Annotated in this window: 18 protein-coding genes and 1 pseudogene; 2 read left to right on the top strand and 17 right to left on the bottom strand. The window is 66.2% G+C overall.

The window, feature by feature from the left end:
• Nucleotides 1-5: 5 nt before the first annotated feature.
• From ACFQ2S_RS01745 to trxB, 3 genes are all read right to left on the bottom strand, one after another.
• Nucleotides 6-542 (bottom strand): hypothetical protein, encoded by a 537-nt coding sequence (locus ACFQ2S_RS01745; protein WP_386072194.1) that lies wholly within the window; start codon nt 540-542, stop codon nt 6-8.
• Between the two features lie 189 nt (nt 543-731).
• Nucleotides 732-2,810: a bifunctional sulfate adenylyltransferase/adenylylsulfate kinase gene (locus tag ACFQ2S_RS01740; protein ID WP_386072192.1), complete on the bottom strand. Its 2,079-nt coding sequence runs from the start codon at nt 2,808-2,810 to the stop codon at nt 732-734.
• Nucleotides 2,811-3,093: 283 nt separating this feature from the next.
• Entirely contained in the window at nt 3,094-4,062 is a 969-nt protein-coding gene (gene trxB / locus ACFQ2S_RS01735) for a thioredoxin-disulfide reductase (protein WP_386072190.1), read from the bottom strand.
• Between the two features lie 198 nt (nt 4,063-4,260).
• On the opposite strand from trxB, the gene ACFQ2S_RS01730 reads away from it, so the two are divergent.
• A complete protein-coding gene (locus ACFQ2S_RS01730) occupies nt 4,261-4,761 on the top strand; it encodes an Lrp/AsnC family transcriptional regulator (protein ID WP_386072189.1) in 501 nt (166 codons plus the stop codon).
• 10 nt (nt 4,762-4,771) lie between these two features.
• Here ACFQ2S_RS01730 and ACFQ2S_RS01725 read toward each other — a convergent pair whose 3' ends face one another.
• The 13 genes from ACFQ2S_RS01725 to trpS form a co-directional block, all read right to left on the bottom strand.
• Nucleotides 4,772-5,545, bottom strand: coding sequence for a TIGR02186 family protein (locus ACFQ2S_RS01725; protein ID WP_386072187.1), 774 nt, complete (start codon nt 5,543-5,545; stop codon nt 4,772-4,774).
• Nucleotides 5,545-6,468 (bottom strand): sulfite exporter TauE/SafE family protein, encoded by a 924-nt coding sequence (locus ACFQ2S_RS01720; RefSeq protein WP_386072185.1) that lies wholly within the window; start codon nt 6,466-6,468, stop codon nt 5,545-5,547. The genes ACFQ2S_RS01725 and ACFQ2S_RS01720 overlap by 1 nt, the downstream gene beginning before the upstream one ends.
• A 168-nt stretch (nt 6,469-6,636) precedes the next feature.
• Nucleotides 6,637-7,605, bottom strand: coding sequence for an ABC transporter permease (locus tag ACFQ2S_RS01715; RefSeq protein WP_386072184.1), 969 nt, complete (start codon nt 7,603-7,605; stop codon nt 6,637-6,639).
• Nucleotides 7,606-7,607: 2 nt separating this feature from the next.
• Nucleotides 7,608-8,711, bottom strand: coding sequence for an ABC transporter permease (locus ACFQ2S_RS01710; protein WP_386072183.1), 1,104 nt, complete (start codon nt 8,709-8,711; stop codon nt 7,608-7,610).
• Entirely contained in the window at nt 8,711-10,294 is a 1,584-nt protein-coding gene (locus ACFQ2S_RS01705) for an ABC transporter ATP-binding protein (RefSeq protein WP_386072181.1), read from the bottom strand. Before ACFQ2S_RS01705 ends, ACFQ2S_RS01710 begins: the two co-directional genes overlap by 1 nt.
• 86 nt (nt 10,295-10,380) lie before the next feature.
• Nucleotides 10,381-11,379 (bottom strand): BMP family lipoprotein, encoded by a 999-nt coding sequence (locus tag ACFQ2S_RS01700; RefSeq protein ID WP_386072180.1) that lies wholly within the window; start codon nt 11,377-11,379, stop codon nt 10,381-10,383.
• A gap of 200 nt (nt 11,380-11,579) precedes the next feature.
• The gene (locus tag ACFQ2S_RS01695) at nt 11,580-11,993 is read right to left on the bottom strand and encodes a GNAT family N-acetyltransferase (RefSeq protein WP_386072178.1); all 414 of its coding nucleotides are present in this window, start codon (nt 11,991-11,993) and stop codon (nt 11,580-11,582) included.
• Nucleotides 11,990-12,667 (bottom strand): tRNA (adenosine(37)-N6)-threonylcarbamoyltransferase complex dimerization subunit type 1 TsaB, encoded by a 678-nt coding sequence (gene tsaB, locus ACFQ2S_RS01690; protein WP_386072177.1) that lies wholly within the window; start codon nt 12,665-12,667, stop codon nt 11,990-11,992. The genes ACFQ2S_RS01695 and tsaB overlap by 4 nt, the downstream gene beginning before the upstream one ends.
• The gene (locus tag ACFQ2S_RS01685) at nt 12,657-13,223 is read right to left on the bottom strand and encodes a NifU family protein (protein ID WP_386072174.1); all 567 of its coding nucleotides are present in this window, start codon (nt 13,221-13,223) and stop codon (nt 12,657-12,659) included. Before ACFQ2S_RS01685 ends, tsaB begins: the two co-directional genes overlap by 11 nt.
• Before the next feature lie 88 nt (nt 13,224-13,311).
• The gene (locus ACFQ2S_RS01680) at nt 13,312-13,767 is read right to left on the bottom strand and encodes a universal stress protein (RefSeq protein ID WP_386072173.1); all 456 of its coding nucleotides are present in this window, start codon (nt 13,765-13,767) and stop codon (nt 13,312-13,314) included.
• A 2-nt stretch (nt 13,768-13,769) separates the two neighbouring features.
• Entirely contained in the window at nt 13,770-14,810 is a 1,041-nt protein-coding gene (locus ACFQ2S_RS01675) for a hypothetical protein (RefSeq protein ID WP_386072172.1), read from the bottom strand.
• Nucleotides 14,810-15,673, bottom strand: a complete 864-nt coding sequence (locus tag ACFQ2S_RS01670) for a branched-chain amino acid aminotransferase (RefSeq protein WP_386072171.1) — start codon at nt 15,671-15,673, stop codon at nt 14,810-14,812. Before ACFQ2S_RS01670 ends, ACFQ2S_RS01675 begins: the two co-directional genes overlap by 1 nt.
• A 382-nt stretch (nt 15,674-16,055) precedes the next feature.
• Entirely contained in the window at nt 16,056-17,087 is a 1,032-nt protein-coding gene (trpS, locus tag ACFQ2S_RS01665; RefSeq protein WP_386072169.1) for a tryptophan--tRNA ligase, read from the bottom strand.
• 75 nt (nt 17,088-17,162) lie between these two features.
• Between trpS and ACFQ2S_RS01660 the strand changes: the two genes are divergently transcribed.
• Entirely contained in the window at nt 17,163-17,864 is a 702-nt protein-coding gene (locus tag ACFQ2S_RS01660) for a rhomboid family intramembrane serine protease (protein ID WP_386072167.1), read from the top strand.
• A gap of 124 nt (nt 17,865-17,988) precedes the next feature.
• On the opposite strand, the pseudogene ACFQ2S_RS01655 reads toward ACFQ2S_RS01660, so the two are convergent.
• Nucleotides 17,989-18,597: pseudogene (locus tag ACFQ2S_RS01655) on the bottom strand (energy-coupling factor ABC transporter ATP-binding protein); the annotation flags it as partial.
• Nucleotides 18,598-18,646: the final 49 nt, after the last annotated feature.

Here is an 18,646-nt window from a genome sequence, read left to right as displayed (position 1 = left end):
GCCACTCACGGCGTTTCGAGCGCGCCCGCGGACCCGTCCCGGGCCGCTCCCGTGACGTCCACCGCGACCACGTCTGCCAATGCCGCCTGCACCGGACGCGGCACCGGCCTGCCGGATGTCATCACCGCCAGCGTCGGCTCGGGCTTGTTTGTCAGGAAATAGTAGGTGTTCTCCACCGGTTCCGGCAGGTCGCTCAGGCGCACGGTTTGCGTGCCTTCGACCGTCGGCAGATCGCTAAGTTTCACCACGGGGACTTGGGCCGCGACCGGCAGGTCGGAGATCCGGATCGTGGCCGTGCCGGGGGCGATCTCGGGATCCCGCAAGTGAACCCGCTCCTGCAGCATCTCCGAGCGCCCGAGGAGGGCTTTCACGCTATCCTGCACCGGAGTGACGACCGCAGACGCCCTGGCGTGGATCTTGGTGCGCAGGTGGGGGCCGCCGAAGGAATAGACCGCGGCGCAGATCAGGATCGGGAGCGCAAGGTATCGCAGCAGAACCCAGACCCCGGTTGACCTGAAACCGGCGCGATTGAACATCCCCATGAAATTCACCTCTCAACACATCAACAATAAGCGTGAGGAGGCGCCCGGAATCCGGCGAAATCGCAGGCGGATTGGGGCAATTTGGAGGGGATTCCCGCGAAGGCGCAATCAGCCGTAGCGGCAGGCGGGAAAAGCAGAACGCCCCGCCAGATGGCGGGGCGTTCGCTTGTCGTCAGGGCGCGCCTGCGATCAGGATTCGGCGCCGATCAGGCCCATGCTCTCGAGCTTCAGCAGCACCTGCTGGGCGCAGTAATCGACATCGACGCCGTCGGTGTCGAGGCGCAGCTCGGGGTTCTCCGGCACGTCGTAGGGGTCGGAGATGCCGGTGAACTCCTTGATCTTGCCTTCGCGGGCGAGCTTGTAGAGGCCCTTGCGGTCCCGCTTCTCGCATTCCTCGATCGTGGTCGCGACGTGGACCTCGACGAAGGCGCCGTAGGATTCGATATCCTCACGCACCGCGCGACGGGTGGTCGCGTAGGGCGCGATCGGCGCACAGATCGCGATACCGCCGTTCTTGGTGATCTCGGACGCCACGTAGCCGATGCGGCGAATGTTCAGGTCGCGGTGCTCCTTGGAGAAGCCCAGCTCGCTGGAGAGGTTCTTGCGCACGATGTCGCCGTCAAGCAGCGTCACCGGGCGGCCGCCCATCTCCATCAGCTTGACCATGAGCGCGTTGGCGATGGTCGACTTGCCGGAGCCGGAGAAGCCGGTGAAAAACACGGTGAAGCCCTGCTTGGCCCGCGGCGGACGGGTGCGGCGAAGCTCGGAGACCACGTCGGGGAAGGAGAACCAGTCGGGGATCTCGAGGCCCTCGGCCAGGCGGCGACGCAGCTCGGTGCCGGAGATGTTGAGAACGGTCACGCCCTCTTCGATCTCGTCGGCCGGCTCATACTGGGCGCGCTCCTGCACGTAGACCATGTGTTTGAACGGCACCATCTCGATGCCCATTTCCTCCTCGTGCTCTTTGAAGAGGTCCTGCGCGTCGTAGGGGCCGTAGAAATCCTCGCCCTTGCTGTTGCTCCCCGGGCCGGCGTGGTCGCGGCCGACGATGAAGTGGGTCACGCCGTGGTTCTTGCGGATCAGCCCGTGCCAGACCGCCTCGCGGGGGCCGGCCATGCGCATCGCCAGCGGCAGCAGCGACATGGTGGTGGTGGCGGCAGGGTACTTGTCCAGAACCGCTTCGTAGCAACGCACGCGGGTGAAGTGGTCCACGTCGCCCGGCTTGGTCATGCCGACGACCGGATGGATCAGCAGGTTGGCCTGGCACTCCTTGGCTGCGCGGAAGGTCAGTTCCTGGTGCGCGCGGTGCAGCGGGTTGCGGGTCTGGAAGGCCACGATCTTCCGCCAGCCGAGCTTGCGAAAATAGGCGCGCAGCTCATTGGGCGTGTCGCGACGGGCGCGGAAGTCGTAATGGACGGGCTGCTGGATGCCGATGACCGGACCGCCGAGATAGACCGGGCCGGCCACGTTGTGCAGGTAGTTGACGGCCGGGTGGGCGACGTCATCGGCGCCAAAGACCTTCTCGGCTTCCTTGGCCTTGTTCGGGGTGAACCGGTCGGTGATCGACAGGATGGCGAGGATCACGCCTTCCTGGTCGCGCAGCGCGATGTCCTGGCCGGGCTCGACGCTGTCGGCGAATTTCTGGCTCACGTCGAGCGTGATCGGCATTGGCCAGAGGGTGCCGTCGGCCAGGCGCATGTTCTCGACGACGCCGTTGTAATCCTCTTCAGAGAGGAAGCCCTTGAGCGGGTTGAAGCCGCCGTTCATCAGGAGTTCGAGGTCGCAGATCTGGCGCGGGGTCAGATCCCAGCTCGGCAGGTCGGCGGCTTCGACCTTCAGTTTCTGAGCGCTCTCATGCGAGACATAAAGCTCCGGAATGGGAGCGTGTTGGTTCTGCATCGTCTTGGTCCTGTGTTGAAATGGGTTGAGACCGCTCGTCGTGCCGGTCAGTTCTGCGTGCAGGGCGTCGTATTCCGCGAATTTTCGTCCGAGGAACTGGTCCCGCAGACGGGATTGCTCGGCCGCCCCGCGGGAAGTGATGGAATAGGCGAAGCGTAGCCGCTTGTCGGGCCCGTCGCGCTCGGTGACCTTGACCAGCCCGGCCTCGGCAGCCGCCCGAAGCTGGGCGTTCAGCCGGCCGAGCGAGATGCCAAGGGCCGCGGCGGTGGCCCGCTGCGACGCCTCCGGCGCCAGATCGAGCTGACGCAGCAGACGGAAGAGCAGGTCCTCCTCCTCTGGTGTCGTGGCTTTCTCGGCGGCGGGTGGCATCGGCGACTCGTTATATGTTCACGCATGAACGCATTCCACGAAAGCCGCCGGGATCAAAGGGGGGGAGGGCATTTCGTAAGGGGAATCGGCGGATTGCGGCCTGATGGCAACATCTTCGGATTGAGGCGTATGGCCCACATGCCGGCAGGGACGCCGGATGACACTCCGCAATGATCGAGACGGCTCTCTCTTCTTGGATCAAATACCCATGTCCGGCGAGGGACACGCGTACACACCTCGCCGTTTCGGCGCTACGTGGAGAATGCCGCGGCGCAAGGCCGCGTCAGGCGGGCTCGGTGACGGGGGCTTCGGCGTCTGCCGCCGCCAGAAAATGCTCGGCCTCCAGCGCGGCCATGCAGCCCATGCCGGCGGAGGTCACCGCCTGCCGGTACTTGTGGTCGGTCAGATCGCCCGCGGCAAAGACCCCGGGGATGGAGGTGGCCGTGGAATCGGGCGCGGTGACAACGTAGCCGCCCATGTGGGTCTCGAGCTGGTCCTTCACCAGTTCCGATGCAGGCGCATGGCCGATCGCGACGAAGACGCCGGCGGCGGGAACCAGGGTGATCTCGCCGGTCTTGACGTTGCGGGCGCGCAGACCCTCGACGCTGAGCGGTGTTTCGGCGCCGACGATCTCTTCGGGCGTGTGATCCCAGAGGATCTCGACCTTGGGGTGCTTGAACAGCCGGTCCTGCAGGATCTTCTCTGCACGCAGGGAATCGCGGCGGTGCACCAGGGTCACCTTGCTGGCGAAGTTGGTCAGGAAGAGCGCTTCCTCGACCGCGGTGTTTCCGCCGCCTATCACCACGACCTCCTTGCCGCGATAGAAGAACCCGTCACAGGTCGCACAAGCCGAGACTCCGAAGCCCTTGAACTTCTCCTCGCCCGGCATGCCGATCCACTTCGCCTGGGCACCCGTGGCGAGGATGACGGCATCGGCAGTGTAAGTGGTTCCGCTGTCGCCATGTGCCGTGAACGGGCGGCGCGACAGATCGATCGACGCGATATGATCCGCAATGATCTCGGTGCCCACGGCGCGCGCGTGCTCTTCCATCTGCACCATCAGGTCCGGCCCCTGAATCTCCTTCTCGCCGGGCCAGTTCTCGACCTCGGTGGTGATCGTCAGCTGCCCGCCCGGCTGGATCCCCTGAACGAGGATGGGGTTAAGCATGGCGCGGCTTGCATATACGGCGGCGGTGTAACCGGCCGGACCGGATCCGATGATGAGAACGCGGGTGTGGCGGGTGCTGGACATCTGGAGCCTTTCGTAAACCTGAAGTGCCGCGCATGGGGCACCGTTCCGTCGGATATAAGACCGGGCCGATCGAACTGGAAGCTTTTCCCGCATTCAGCCATGCACACACCGCAAGGCGGATAAATGTTGCGCTTTTGTGAAACATTGTTGCGCAGCCCGGCTTGCCTCGCTAAGGTTTGGAAAAACTCGGAGGGCTGAATGCCGGGAGCAAAACTCGACCCAATCGATCGCCAGATTCTGGCGGAACTCCAGGCGGACGGCCGCATGACCAATGTCGAGCTCGCGCGACGGGTCGGCATCTCAGCTCCCCCGTGCCTGCGACGCGTTCGCACCCTGGAGGAGGCCGGCTTCATCCGTGGCTACCATGCTGATATCGACCCGCGCGAACTCGGCTTCGAGGTCCAGGTCTTTGCCATGGTGGGGCTGAACAGCCAGGCCGAGGCCGATCTGAGCGCCTTCGAGCAGAAATGCCGCGAGTGGCCGCTGGTTCGCGAATGCCACATGCTCAACGGCGAGATCGATTTCATCCTGAAATGCGTGGCGCCCGACCTGTCCACCTTCCAGTCCTTCCTGACCGGGCAGTTGACGGCGGCGCCCAATGTCGCCAGCGTCAAGACCTCGCTGGTCATCCGGGACGGCAAGAACGAGCCTTCCGTGCCTTTCGAGGTGCTGGAGGACCGGTTGAACCGGACCGCCTAGCTCGGCCAGTTCAGTTTCCCCGGATGTAGCGGAAGGCGGCGGACGCGCCCCAGCCCGCGACCATCGCGATCGCGAGGGAGAGCAGGCCGTAGATCATGGCCTGCTCCTGGGCGAGGTTGTAGATCCAGCGCTCCAGCCCGACCTTCCGCACGTCGAGAACGTCGGTGTAAGAGGCGATAACCTGTTTGTCCCGCAGCATGAAGATCCGCGCGGTGTAGCGACCTTCGGAGATGTTGGACGGAAGGTTGATGTCGGTCCGGAACAGCGGCTGCCCGATCATCGTGACGCCGAATTCCTCGACGCGGTAGCTGCCGTTCTTCTCCTTCAGGCGGATCAGCGCCTCGGTGAATTCCTCAGCCTCGTCGACCTGGCTGGCCAGGCCGGCGGAGCGGATCGCCCGGGGGATGGTGATCGAGCGGCGCAGGTCTTCGGTCATGGACAGGATCTGCTCCATGCGCCGGTTCGTGGAAATGGCGTAGAAGGCCGGCGCAGCTGTGACATCCACGGCTTCCGTATTCACCCAGATTCCGGCCACGCGATCCTTTTTGCGGACGGTCACCGGCTCCCTCGGTCCGGAGACCGTCACGATGATGTCGAACGGGGTGCCGGCGTCCGGTCCGGTCTCCTGTACGGCACCGAAAACGAGAATCTGGGATCCGGCGAAATTCGTGGTGATCGCAACCCGGCTCTGGCTCAGGTCGGCGACGACAGTCTGCGCCTTTGCCGCGGCGGAGATGCCGAGGGCGGCGGCGAGGGCGAGGGCGGCGGACAGCAACCTGCGCATCAGGTCTGCCCCCCGGCTTCACTGATAGAGAACAGCTCGCGCGGCTCTATCAGCAGGTCGGCGGCGAGCTTGCCGCAGACCGCGAGCACCAGCGCCGCCAGCAGCACCCGCAGCTGTTCGGCTTTGAGCTTCGTTCCGATCTGCGTGCCGAACTGCGCGCCGACGACGCCGCCAATCAGCAGCAGGAGCGCCAGAACCATGTCCACCGTGTGGTTGGTGATCGCGTGCAGCAGCGTCGAGAAGGCGGCGACGAGGATGATCTGGAACAGCGAGGTGCCGACGACAACCTTGGTCGGCATGCCGAGGATGTAGATCATCGCCGGGACCATGATGAAGCCGCCGCCGACGCCCATGATCGCGGCGAGCACGCCCACCGACATGCCGACGAGCAGGGGGGGGATCACGGAGATATAGAGACCGGAGGCGCGGAACCGCATCTTCAGGGGCCAGGTATGGACCCAGTTGCGCTGTCGCCGCGTGTAGGGTTTGGGCACGTCCGACTTCGAGCGGCGCAGCGCGCGGAGGGATTCGACGAGCATCAGGCTGCCGACGATCCCGAGGAAGACGACGTAGAACAGGGTGATGAGCAGGTCGACCTGTCCGAGCGCCTTGAGCAGGTTGAAGACGGCGATGCCCATGGCCGCGCCCACCAGGCCGCCGGCCTGCAACACGAACCCCATGCGGATGTCGACCGTCTTGCGCCGGAAATGCGCCAGGACGCCGGAGACGGAGGAGGCAACGATCTGGTTGGCTCCGGTCGCCACGGCCACCGCGGGCGGGATCCCTGCGAAGAACAGCAACGGCGTCAGGAGAAAGCCGCCCCCCACGCCGAACATGCCGGACAGGACGCCGACAAGCCCGCCGAGACCGAGCAGTTGGAAGGCGTTAACGGAGACTTCGGCGATGGGCAGGTATATCTGCATGTGCGACCTTTAGGCCGAGACTTGTGATGCCGCAACGCCCAAGCCGGGGTTCCCGCTACTTTCATGGCGCGATTTTCCGGGTTGCCGTTGACGTAAGGTTCCGCGGAACAAGTGCGGCCTGGCGCCTTGGGGGTCGTGGTCCCAAGGCGCCAGAGCGCATGGCGCTGCTCAGCGCTCCTTGACGTAAGGTTGGCCGCCCGCACGCGGCGGGATCGCCTTGCCCACGAAACCGGCCAGGATCACCACCGTCAGGATGTAGGGCAGGCTGTCGAGCAGCTGCACCGGCATCCGGAAGGGGAAGATCGCCTCGACCACGTCGGTCCGCAGCGCCAGCGCCTGCAGCAGGCCGAAGAGCAGGCAGGCGGAGAGCGCGTACCACGGCCGCCACTTGGCAAAGATCAGCGCCGCGAGCGCGATATAGCCTCGGCCGGCGGTCATGTCCTTGACGAACCCGGCCTGCAGGCCGGTGGCGAGATAGGCCCCGGCGATGCCGCAGAGCAGCCCGGCGATGGCGACGGCGGCATAGCGCAGGCCGATCACCGAGACGCCGGCGGTATCCACCGCTGCGGGGTTCTCGCCGACCGCGCGCAGGCGCAGGCCGAAGCGGGTGCGGTAGAGCACCCAGTAGGTCGCCGGCACGGCCAGCAGAGCCACGTAGACGAGGATGGAATGGCCCGACAGGAGCTCGGAATAGATCGGGCCCAGCACGGGAACGTCCGAGAATGCGTCCGCGAAGGGCAGGGTGAGCGGCTCGAAACGGGCCTTGCCGAGCAGCGACGGCGTCCGGCCGCCCTGCTGGAACCAGTTCTGCGCGATCAGCACGGTCATGCCGGAGGCGAGGAAGTTGAGCGCCACGCCCGAGATCAGCTGGTTGCCGCGAAAGGTGATCGAGGCCACCCCATGGATGGCGGCAAAGACCATCGATGCGGCAATGCCGGCCAGCAGCCCGAGCCAGACAGAGCCCGTGTCATAGGCCACCGCCGCCGAGAAGAAGGCGGAGATCAGCATCTTGGCTTCCAGTCCGATGTCGAAGATTCCGGACCGCTCGGAGAAGAGGCCCGCCAGGCAGGCCAGCAGCAATGGCGTGGCCAGCCGCATGGTCGAGTCGAGGATCTGGATCAGTGTCGAGAAATCCATGCTCACTCTCCTGCCTTGGCGTTGCGCCGCATCATCAGGAACACCCGTTCGATCGGCATGCGAACCATGTTGTCCAGCGCACCGGTGAACAGGATCACGAGGCCCTGGATCACCACGATCAACTCACGCGGGATCGACATCCACAGCGCCAGTTCCGCGCCGCCTTGGTAGAGGAAGCCGAAGAGGATCGCTGCCAGAGCCACGCCCACCGGGTGGTTGCGCCCCATGAGCGCCACCGCGATGCCGATGAAGCCCGCGCCCTCGACCGAGTTCAGAACCAGCCGTTCGGCCTCTCCCATGACGTTGTTGATCGCCATCAGGCCGGACAGGCCGCCGGAGATCAGCATCGCGACGATGATGATCTTGGCGGGCGAGATGCCCGCATAGACCGCCGCGGATTCGGAGCGGCCAAAGGCGCGCAGCTCGAAGCCGAACCGGGTGCGCCAGAGCATCAGCCAGACGAGGAAACAGGCCAGCAGCGCGATCAGGAAGCTGATGTTGGCCGGGGCGGCACTGGAGAACTCGATGCCGAAAGGGGCGAGGATGTCGTGCAGCGTCGGCAGGTTGGTGCCCGCCGGGAACTTGGCGGAGGCCGGGTCCATGGACCCCTCGGGGCGCATCACGTTGACCAGCATGTAGTTCAGCACGGCGGCGCCGATGAAGTTGAACATGATGGTGGTGATGACGATGTGGCTGCCCCGCTTCGCCTGCAGCCAGGCCGGCAGGAAGGCCCAGGCGGCGCCGAAGAGCGCGCCGCCGATCATCGCGGCGGGAAGCGCAATCGCCCAGTGCGGCCAGGGCAGGGCGAGACACACCAGCGCCACGCCGAGGCCGCCGAGCGTCGCCTGGCCCTCCGAGCCGATGTTGAACATGCTGGCATGGGAGGCCACGGCAAAGGCCAGCCCGGTGAAGATGAAGTTCGTCGCGTAGAAGAGCGTGTAGCCCCAGCCATAGGTCGAGCCGAAGGCGCCGGTGACCATCAGCTTGACCGCCTCGACCGGGTCCTTGCCGATGCCGAGGATGACCAGGGCGGAGATACCGAAAGCGAGGATCAGGCTGATCAGTGGCACCAGCACCACGTCGGCCCATTTGGGCATCACATCCATTATGCTTTCCCCTCGCCACTGGTCACGCCGGCCATCAGCAGGCCGAGTTCTCGCTCGTTGGTCTCGCCGGGCAGGCGTTCGCCCATGATCCGGCCGTCGAACATCACCGCGATCCTGTCCGACATCCCCATGATCTCGTCCAGTTCCACTGAGACAAGCAGGATCGCCTTGCCGGCGTTTCGAAGCTCGATGATCCGCTGGTGAATGAACTCGATGGCGCCGATGTCGACGCCGCGAGTTGGCTGACCGACCAGCAGCAGGTCCGGATTGCGCTCGATCTCGCGCGCCAGGACGATCTTCTGCTGATTGCCCCCGGAAAAGCTCTTGGCCGCCAGATGGGCATTCGGCGGGCGCACGTCGAAGCGCTCCATCTTGCCGGCCGTGTCCTCGCGGATGCCGGCGTTGTCCATCAGCCAGCCATTGTTGTAGGCCGGATCCCACTGGTAGCCGAAGGCGACGTTCTCCCAGGCCGTGAAATCCATGATCAGGCCCTCGGCCTGGCGATCCTCGGGGACGTGGGCGATGCCGCGCTTGCGGCGGGAGCGGCCGTCGGAATGCTTGCCGGTGAGGTCGATGGACTCGCCGTTGATCTCGACCCGGCCGGTGGCGGACATCATCCCGCCGAGCACCTCCAGAAGCTCCGACTGGCCGTTGCCGGAGACACCCGCGATGCCGAGGATCTCGCCCGCGCGGACCTCGAAGGAGACGCCCTTGAGGCGCTCGACCTTGTCGTCATCCACGACCTTCAGGTCCTCGACCTTCAGGATCGTCTTGCCCGGCTGGGCCGGCTTCTTGTCGACGCGCAGCAGAACCTTGCGGCCGACCATTAGCTCGGCCAGTTGCTCCGGGCTGGTCTCGGCGGTCTTGACGGTCGCCGTCATCTCGCCGCGGCGCATCACCGAGACGGTGTCGGTCACCTCCATTATCTCGCGCAGCTTGTGGGTGATCAGGATGATCGTCTTGCCCTCGTCGCGGAGGCCGCGAAGGATGCGGAACAGGTGATCCGCCTCGGCTGGCGTCAGCACGCCGGTCGGCTCGTCGAGGATCAGGATGTCGGCGTGCCGGTAGAGCGATTTCAGGATCTCGACCCGCTGCTGCTGGCCCACGCCGATCTCCTCGATCAGCGCGTCGGGGTCGACGTTCATCTCGTATTCTTCGGCGATCGCGGTCAGGTGCTTGCGCGCCTTCGCGAGGGTCGGCCGCAGCAGCGCGCCTTCCTCTGCGCCAAGCACGACGTTCTCGAGGACGGTGAAGTTCTCCACCAGCTTGAAATGCTGGAACACCATGCCGATGCCGGCCGCGATGGCGGCCTGGCTGTCAGGGATCTCGGTCGGTTTGCCGTGGATCAGGATCTCCCCCCTGTCGGCCTTGTAGAAGCCGTAGAGGATCGACATCAGCGTCGACTTGCCGGCGCCGTTCTCGCCGATGATGCCGTGGATCGCACCCTTTGCGACCTTCAGCGAGATGTCCTTGTTGGCCTGCACCGGGCCGAAGGCCTTGGAAATGCCGCGCAATTCGATCGCCGGAGGGGCGTTCGGAGCCGCACCGGGCGGCTGGCCAGAGTTCTCGGCAAGATCCTTCATCGATCACCCCCGTAGTGGAAAGAAAGGGCCACGCGGCTTCACGCTACGCGGCCCTTTCCTGATTAGCCAGTCTCTGCGGCGTCAGATCAGAACTCGAGCGCCGGGCATGAGTTGTTGTCGTAGTAGCTGACAACCTCGACTTCGCCGGAGATGATCTTCTGCTTGGCGTCTTCGACGGCGGCCTTCATCTCGTCGCTGACGAGCTCGGCGTTGTTCTCGTCCATGGCATAGCCCACGCCCTCTTCGGCGAGGCCGAGCACGATGGTGCCGGTCTCAAAGCCCGGGCCGTCGTTGAAGGCCTTCTCGACCGCGTTGTCGACGCGCTTGACCATCGAGGTCAGGACCTTGCCGGGGTGCAGGTGGTTCTGGTTGCTGTCGACGCCGATCGAGAGCACGCCGTCCGCATCGGCCGCGGCCTGCAGAACACCCACGCCGGTGCCGCCGGCGGCGGCATAGATGATGTCCGCGCCCTGGCTGATCTGGGCCTTGGCAAGCTCGGAGCCCTTCACCGGGTCGTTCCAGGCGGCCGGGGTGGTCCCGGTCATGTTGGAGATGATCTTGGCGTCGGGGTTCACCGCCTTCACGCCCTGGGCATAGCCGCAGGCGAAGTGACGGATCAGCGGGATGTCCATGCCGCCGATGAAGCCGACGGTGCCGGACTTGGAGGCCTCTGCGGCCAGCATGCCGACCAGGTAGGAGCCTTCATGCTCGGAGAAGACAACCGAACGCACGTTGGGCTCGTCGACCACGGCGTCGATGATGGCGAAGGAGGTGTCGGGATAATCCGGCGCGACCTCGGCCAGCACGTTGCCGAAGGCGAAGCCGGTCATGACGATCGGGTTGGATCCGGCCTCGGCGAGGCGGCGCAGGGCCTGTTCACGCTGGGCTTCGGACTGCATCTCGATCTCGCGGAACGAGCCGCCGGTGGTGTCGGCCCAACGCTTGGCGCCGGTGAAGGCCGACTCGTTGAACGACTTGTCGAACTTGCCGCCGAGGTCGAAGATGATGGCGGGGTCGGCCGCGGCCGTGCCGGCGACCAGCGCCAGGGTGGCGGCTGCGCCGAGGATGCTCCGCATGAAGGTCATTGGGTGTCTCCCGGTTGGATATGTTATGGGCGGCGGGCCCTTCGACCCGAACCGCGAAAACGTCAGATCCACGTTGGATCACGGAGAGAATAAGGCCGCAGCGGCGAGGGGGGGTCAACCGGTTTTTGGTCGTCCCGCCAGTCAGGTGGCCCCGTTCCCGTGCGTCATTCGGCGGCACCGGCCCGGCCAGAGGTCCCGCGTCAGGTCAATGACTTGGAAAAGAGCAGGGCGTCGATGCGACGTCCGTCCGGCGCGGCGTAGTAGCCACGCCTCTGGCCGGCCCGAAGGTAACCCGATGTCTCGTAGAGGGCGATGGCCGGGGCGTTTTCGGCGCTGACCTCCAGGAAGGCAGAGCAGGCGCCGCGGCTGCTCGCTGTCGCTTCGAACCGGGCCATGAGTTCCCGGCCGACCCCGCTGCGCCGGGCTTCCGGTGCGACGGCGAGGGTCAGCAACTCCGCTTCGTCCGCAACCACCCGGCCGAGCGCAACACCCGCCTCGTCGGAGCAGAGAAAGACCCGTTCCGAGTCGAGCAATTGCGCAAATTCCATCGCCGACCAGGGCCGCGGGGATTCGAAGCAGGAAGCGTGCAGGTCGGCGAGCTGGTCCGGTGTCACGGCAGAATGACCGGCGGCGGATCGGAGGGCGGTGCGGCATCGGCAGCGCGCACGTAGAGCGGGGCAGGGCGCTCCGGCGCGACGCCGTCCCCGGCAAGCCGCTCAGCGGCGATGCGCGCAATGCGATGCGGAATCTCCTCAAGCTCGGCCGGGGCAGCCTGTGCGCCCAGCGACCGGGCGATCTCCTCGGCCCGGTGTCCGGTGACGATGCCGCCGTCTTCCAGCCCAAGGCCGCCGGGCAGGGTCGCGGGATCGGCCAGACGCGCCGGGCCGCTGGCCGTGCCGTGGTGGAAGGGCTGCAGATAGACCTGGTCGCGCGGGGCGGGCAGGCTCACCAGAAGCTCCGCGCCGGTCTGGCCGTAGGCCATGAGGTCGAAGGTCGAAACCCCGACCGCGGGAATGCCAAGCGCCAGTGCCAGCCCGCGCGCGGCGGAGACGGATATGCGGATGCCGGTGAAATTGCCCGGTCCAATGCCCACGGCGATCGCGTCGAGATCCTTCCAGCCGAGATGCGCCGCCTCAAGCACATCCTCCAGCAGGGGCATCAGCGCCTCTGCCTGGCCGCGTCCCATTTCGCGGGTCTCTGCCTGCAGGATCTCGCCTCTGAACAGCAAAGCGGCCGCGCAATGCGCGGCCGATGTGTCGAAGGCCAGGATGGCCGGGTCAGACCGCAACGGGGCGGACCTCCACGACCTCCGGAATGTAGTGCCGCAGCAGGTTCTCGATGCCCATCTTGAGGGTAAGGGTCGAGGACGGGCAACCGGCGCAGGCGCCCTGCATGTGCAGGTAAACCACGCCGCGGTCGAAGCCGTGGAAGGTGATATCGCCGCCGTCCTGGGCCACCGCCGGGCGCACACGAGTGTCCAGCAGGTCCTTGATCTGGTTGACGATCTCGGCATCCTCGCCATCGTGTGCGGCATGGCCGCCGCCGGAGGATTGCGAGCCGTCGGCGATTGCCGGCTGGCCGGACTGGAAGTGCTCCATAATCGCCCCGAGGATCGCGGGCTTCACGTGCTCCCATTCGACGCTTTCGGCCTTGGTCACGGTGACGAAGTCGTTGCCGAAGAACACGCCGGTCACCCCGCCCACGGCAAAGATCCGGCTGGCGAGCGGCGAGCTTTCGGCGGCGTTCGCGGAGGGGAAATCCGCGGTGCCGGCTTCCAGCACGGTCTGTCCGGGCAGGAACTTCAGGGTTGCCGGGTTCGGCGTGGATTCGGTCTGGATAAACATGTGCAGGGCCTCTCTGGAGGGATGGACCGTATATGCGCCCTCGGGTTCTCCGAGTCAATCCGTCTGGAATGATTCTAAAGTGGGAGCCTCAGCTCACCATCTCGAGCTGTTCCTTGCTCAGGCTGCCGGGGACGATGGTGATCGGGATCGGCAAGGTGCCCGCGTTCCGGGTAAGCTGGGTGACCAGCGGACCGGGGCCGCCCTTGCCGGTGCCGGCGCCCAGCACCAGCACGCCGATGTCGGGATCTTCCTTGATCAGTGCCAGCAACTCCGGCACCGGCTCGCCCTCGCGGATCACGAGATGCGGGTCGATCCCCTGACGGTCGCGCATCCACTTGGCGAAGACCTCGAAGTGGACCTCGATGCGCTCGCGCGCCTCGGCCCGCATGATGTCGCCAACCCCGATCCAGTGCTGGAACTCCTCCGGCGGGATCACCGACAGAATCTCTACGCCGCCGCCGGTATGGGCCGCCCGCATGGCGGCGAAACGCATGGCGTTCAGGCATTCTCGCGTGTCGTCGAGCACGACGAGGAACTTTCGCATGACTACTCCCCCTGCCGGCAGGAAAGACGCCGGCTTTCGGTTGCAGCAATCTGACGCCGCAGGGACCGCAACACAAGCGAAAGCGCCAAGCCTGCCAGTTGCGCGACGAGGGCCACAAGTGCCGCCAGCGTGGCGCGGGCCATGTCGCTCAATCGGACGAGGGTGCGAAACGCGCGTGTCTTTCCAAGTGCCAGAAGGGCGGGGCGAGTCTCAGGCCCGGCGATCGTGGACAGCCTTGCCAGCCGGGCGGCATCCTCTGCCGTGTCGACCTGCCGCAGCAGCAGGAGCGTGTCGGCGGGCGTCGTGTTGCGCGAGACGGTGCCCAGATCGGCGGCCACGGCCCGGAGCGGGCCGAGGCCCTCGCCACGCACGAGCGCGCGCCTTGGTGGTAGCGAAGCCTTCAGGACCCGGGTGAATTCCGGCGTGAGGGTGCCAAGCCGCCGCGACAGGCGAAGCGCCGTCACCCCGAGCTTGACCGGCCCCGCGCCGCCCCAGGTAGCGACCACCGCGGCGCTTGCGCCCAGGCCAAGGGTGGCGAGGCCGACCTCGATGCCGTCGACCTCCGCGCCGCTCGCCAGGGCTGCGCCATTCCGGCGGAGCGCGTTCAGATCGCCGATCGGCGTGATTTCGACGGGTAGGGCACAAAGACCGAGCCTTTGAAAGCTGTCGCAGGTTGTGATGTCCCAGGCGCAGGACCCGCAGGCGCCCGCCTGTCCGAGCAGGCTCTCCCGACGCGCCTGCAGCAACTCGATATCGCGGCGTCGGTCGTCCGGCAGGGCGACGCCGTGGTCCTCCGCAAGCGAGAGGTAGCTTTCCAGCGCAAGAAGGTCGTCCTCGGCGAGCGCCGCGTCAACCCGGGGCAACAGCCAGTCGGGGGTGACCTGCCGCGCGATGGCCCGGTCGAGCGCCCGTTTCGCCTCGTCGGCGTTCCGCTCGACCCATGGCGCGGCGAAAGGCGACTGCGCGAGCAGCCAGACCGAGATCAGCCCGCTTGCCAGCGCGCCGGCCCCGAGGAGCCGCCGCAGGAGCTGGGCCCATGGCATCAAGCGGCCGAGAGCGCCCAATCCCAGTAGAGGTCGCGGGCGCGCCGCGCGACCGGGCCGACCTGGTAGGAGACATCGTCGAAGGCCGTGACCGGGGTGACCTTGGACATGTTGCCCGACAGGAAGACCTCGTCCGCCGCTTCGAAATCCTCGAAGCTCAGCACAGTCTCCACCACCTCGAGCCCGTCGGCCCGCAGGTTGGAGATGTGGCGGGCACGGGTGATGCCGGACAGGAAGGTGCCGTTGGCGACGGGGGTGAAAACCACGCCGTCCCGCACCATGAAGACGTTCGCCGTGGCGCTCTCGGCGACGTTTCCGAGCGCGTCGGCCACAAGGGCATTGCCGAAGCCCTTGGTCTTGGCCTCGGCGAGCATACGCCCGTTGTTGGGGTAAAGGCAGCCGGCCTTGGCGTTGCAGACGCTCGATTCGAGCACCGGGCGACGGAACCGGGTCCGCGTCAGCGTGGTGGCCTTGTCGGCGGGAGCCATCGGGATCTCCTCCAGGCAGATCGCGAAACCCGTCGCACCCTGCTTCGGCAGCACACCTGTGTCGCCGCCGTCCAGCGCCCAGTACATCGGCCGGATATACACGGCCGCGCCCTTGTTGTAGGCCGCAAGCCCTTCGCGGGCGATCTCGACCATATCCTCGGTGCTGACCGTGGGCGTGATCATCAAAGCCTCCGCGGAACGGTTGACGCGGGCGCAATGGGCGTCGAGATCCGGCGTCACGCCTTCGAACATCCGTGCGCCGTCGAACACCGTGCTGCCAAGCCAGCTGCCATGGTCGGCGGCCCGCATGATCGGCACGTCGCCGTCATTCCAGGTGCCGTTGAAATAGGTTCGGATGTTGCTGCCTATCGCCATGGCCGGTCTCCTTCTGGCGGGCGGCTGGGCAGCCCGCAGGTTTGCGCGCGGACCCTATGCCCGCCGCCAGCAGAGGTCCAGTGGTCGGGCCGGACCCTCCGGGCACGGTGCCCGCGTTCGTCCTGATCGCAGCGTTGCTTCGTGGAAAGAAGTCCGAGGCGGTCAGGCGGTCGGTGCAGTTGGGGAAGTGCCGTCGGGGAGCCCCGGCGGAAATGGGAACGTTCGAACAGGCCCCCGACGTGGAAACCTCGCACCGGCGCAACATACAGCCGGAATCGACTCAGGCATGGGTCGGCTACGCGACAGGACGGCAAAACCGTCCCGCCGCGCGGGAAGTGCGCGCGCTCACGGTGATGAAGCTGGGGAGAGGCCGGTCGTCCGGTCAGCTCCCGACAAGACCGACGATCTCGTAGGTCCGCTTCAGGATCGGGTTGGCGATCACGCGGGCCTGCTCAGCGCCATGGGCGAGAATCCGGTCGATCTCTGCGGGGTCGGCCATCAGCCGCGCCATCTCGGTCGAGATCGGCGCCAGCTTTTCCACCGCGAGGTCGGCCAGCGCGGGCTTGAACCGGCCCCAGCCCGCGCCGGAATATTCCGCAATCACCTGCTCGTCCGTCATCCCCGAAAGGCCGGCGTAGATATCGACGAGGTTCTTGGCCTCGGGCCGCCCTTCCAGCCCTTCGAGGGTCTCGGGAAGCGGCTCCGGATCAGTCTTGGCCTTCTTGAACTTCTTGGCGATCGTGTCGGCATCGTCGGTCATGTTGATGCGTTCCATGTCGCTCTCGCCCGACTTCGACATCTTCTTGGTGCCGTCGCGCAGGTTCATCACCCGCGTCGCCGGCCCCTCGATCACCGGCTCGGTCTCGGGGAAGAAGTCAACCTTGTAGTCGTGATTGAACTTCTGCGCGATGTCGCGGGTCAGCTCCACATGCTGCTTCTGGTCCTCGCCGACCGGAACATGTGTGGCATGGTAGACTAGGATATCGGCTGCCATCAGCGCGGGATAGGCATAGAGGCCAAGCGAGGCCTTCTCGGCATTGCTGCCGGCCTTGTCCTTGAACTGGGTCATGCGGTTCATCCAGCCCACGCGGGCCACGCAGTTGAAAATCCAGGCCAGCTGCGCATGGGCGGCAACCTGGCTCTGGTTGAACAGCACGGATTTCGTCGGGTCGATCCCGCTGGCGATGAAGCCCGCGGCGACCTCGCGGGTCGCGGCATGAAGCTCCGCCGGATCCTGCCACACGGTGATCGCATGCAGATCGACCACGCAATAGATCGTCTCGTGCGTGCCCGCCTCCTGCCAGTCGACGAACCGCTTGATCGCCCCGAGGTAATTGCCCAGTGTCAGCCCGCCCGAAGGCTTGATACCCGAGAATACGCGGGGGGTGAACTGGCTTTGCGTCTCGTCCGACATCTGAGGATCTCCGGCTGGTCATACGGGCCGCATCCGCTTACCCATGGCAGGTAAGGGCGTCAACAGGAGGCAGGGATGCAGCAGGGCAGGCAACAGGAACCCCATGACAGTCCGTTCAACACGATCCCCGCGGTGGTGGTCGTGCTGGTCGCGGTGATCTTTGGCATTGAGGTGCTCTTTCTCCTCGCGAAATCGGGCTTCATCGGCAACACCCGCGGCGGCGAGGACTGGCGGATCTTCGCGATACAGCGCTTTGCATTCTCCGGCGAGATCCTCGCCTGGATGATTGAAACAGGGCGCTGGCCGCTCGATAACCTGCAGCGGTTTGTCACCTATCTCTTCGTCCATGCCAGCTTCACCCACGCGGTGATGGTCTGCGTCTTCATTCTCGCACTGGGCAAAATGGTTGGAGAGACCTTCAGCCAGCTGGCCGTGGTCGCGGTGTTCTTCGGCGGCGGCATCGCCGGAGCGCTGTCCTATGGGCTGCTGCTCGACAATCCCTATCCGCTGCTCGGAGGCTACCCCGGGGTCTACGGGCTGATAGGCGCATTCACCTACATTCTGTGGGTCGGTCTCGGCCGAGCCGGGCAGAACCAGTTGCAGGCTTTCCGGCTGATAGGTTTCCTGCTCGGAATTCAATTGCTGTTCGGGCTGATCTTCGGTTCAAACCTGGCATGGGTGGCGGAACTGACCGGCTTCGTCACCGGGTTCGCGCTTTCGGGCGTGTTGAGCCCCGGCGGATGGGCGCAACTTCTCCAGCGTCTCCGCCAACGCTGACGATCGCCTCGGGACACCGACAATTCTTCTTGGCTGAAATACCCGCGCGTGCAAGCGCGCGGCCCGGCCCAACGGCCTGCAACCCATCTCTGATGGGGCGCAGGCGGGCGGCAGGGCGGGCGGTTCAGGGCGCGACGGCGTGGCGGCAGCCCGGCTCGGGCGGGGCAAGCCTGCCGTCCTGCAAGCGGAGGCTGCGGGTGCCCAGCCGGCGGCGGAAATGCGGGTCGTGGCTAACGATCACCATCGCCTGCGGCAGAGACAGCAGCAGCTCGGTCAGCCGCGCCTCATTGTGCTCGTCCAGCGCGTTGGTCGGCTCGTCGAGCAGCAGCACGTCCGGCTCCATCGCCAGCACCGTGGCCAGCGTCACCAGCCGCTTCTCGCCGCCCGACAGCTTGTGGGTGATCCGGTCGCGCAGGTGCATCAGCTCGAGCCCGCCCAGCACCCGTTCCACGATCGCCATAGCCTCCTCGCGGCTGGCGCCGAGATTCAGTGGGCCAAAGGCCACGTCCTCGGCGACAGTCGGGCAGAATAGCTGGTCGTCGGGGTCCTGGAACACCAGCCCGGCCCGCCGCCGCACCTCGTGGAAATCCGCCTCGGCCGCGCGCTCCGAGCCAAAGGCCAGGACCCGCCCGGCCGTCGGCCGGAGCAGGCCCACCATGATGCGCAGGAGCGTCGACTTGCCGGCGCCGTTGTGCCCGGTCAGGCACAGCCGCTCGCCCGGCTCCAGGACAAGGTCGGCCCCGCGCAGGATCGGCGGCTGGCCCGGAAAGGCGAACTCGATG

The organism is Tropicimonas aquimaris (assembly GCF_042676185.1).
In the GTDB taxonomy this organism is placed as follows: domain Bacteria; phylum Pseudomonadota; class Alphaproteobacteria; order Rhodobacterales; family Rhodobacteraceae; genus Tropicimonas; species Tropicimonas aquimaris.
Note: the sequence above shows the minus strand (reverse complement) of the source record. Positions and strands in the feature narration are given on the sequence as shown.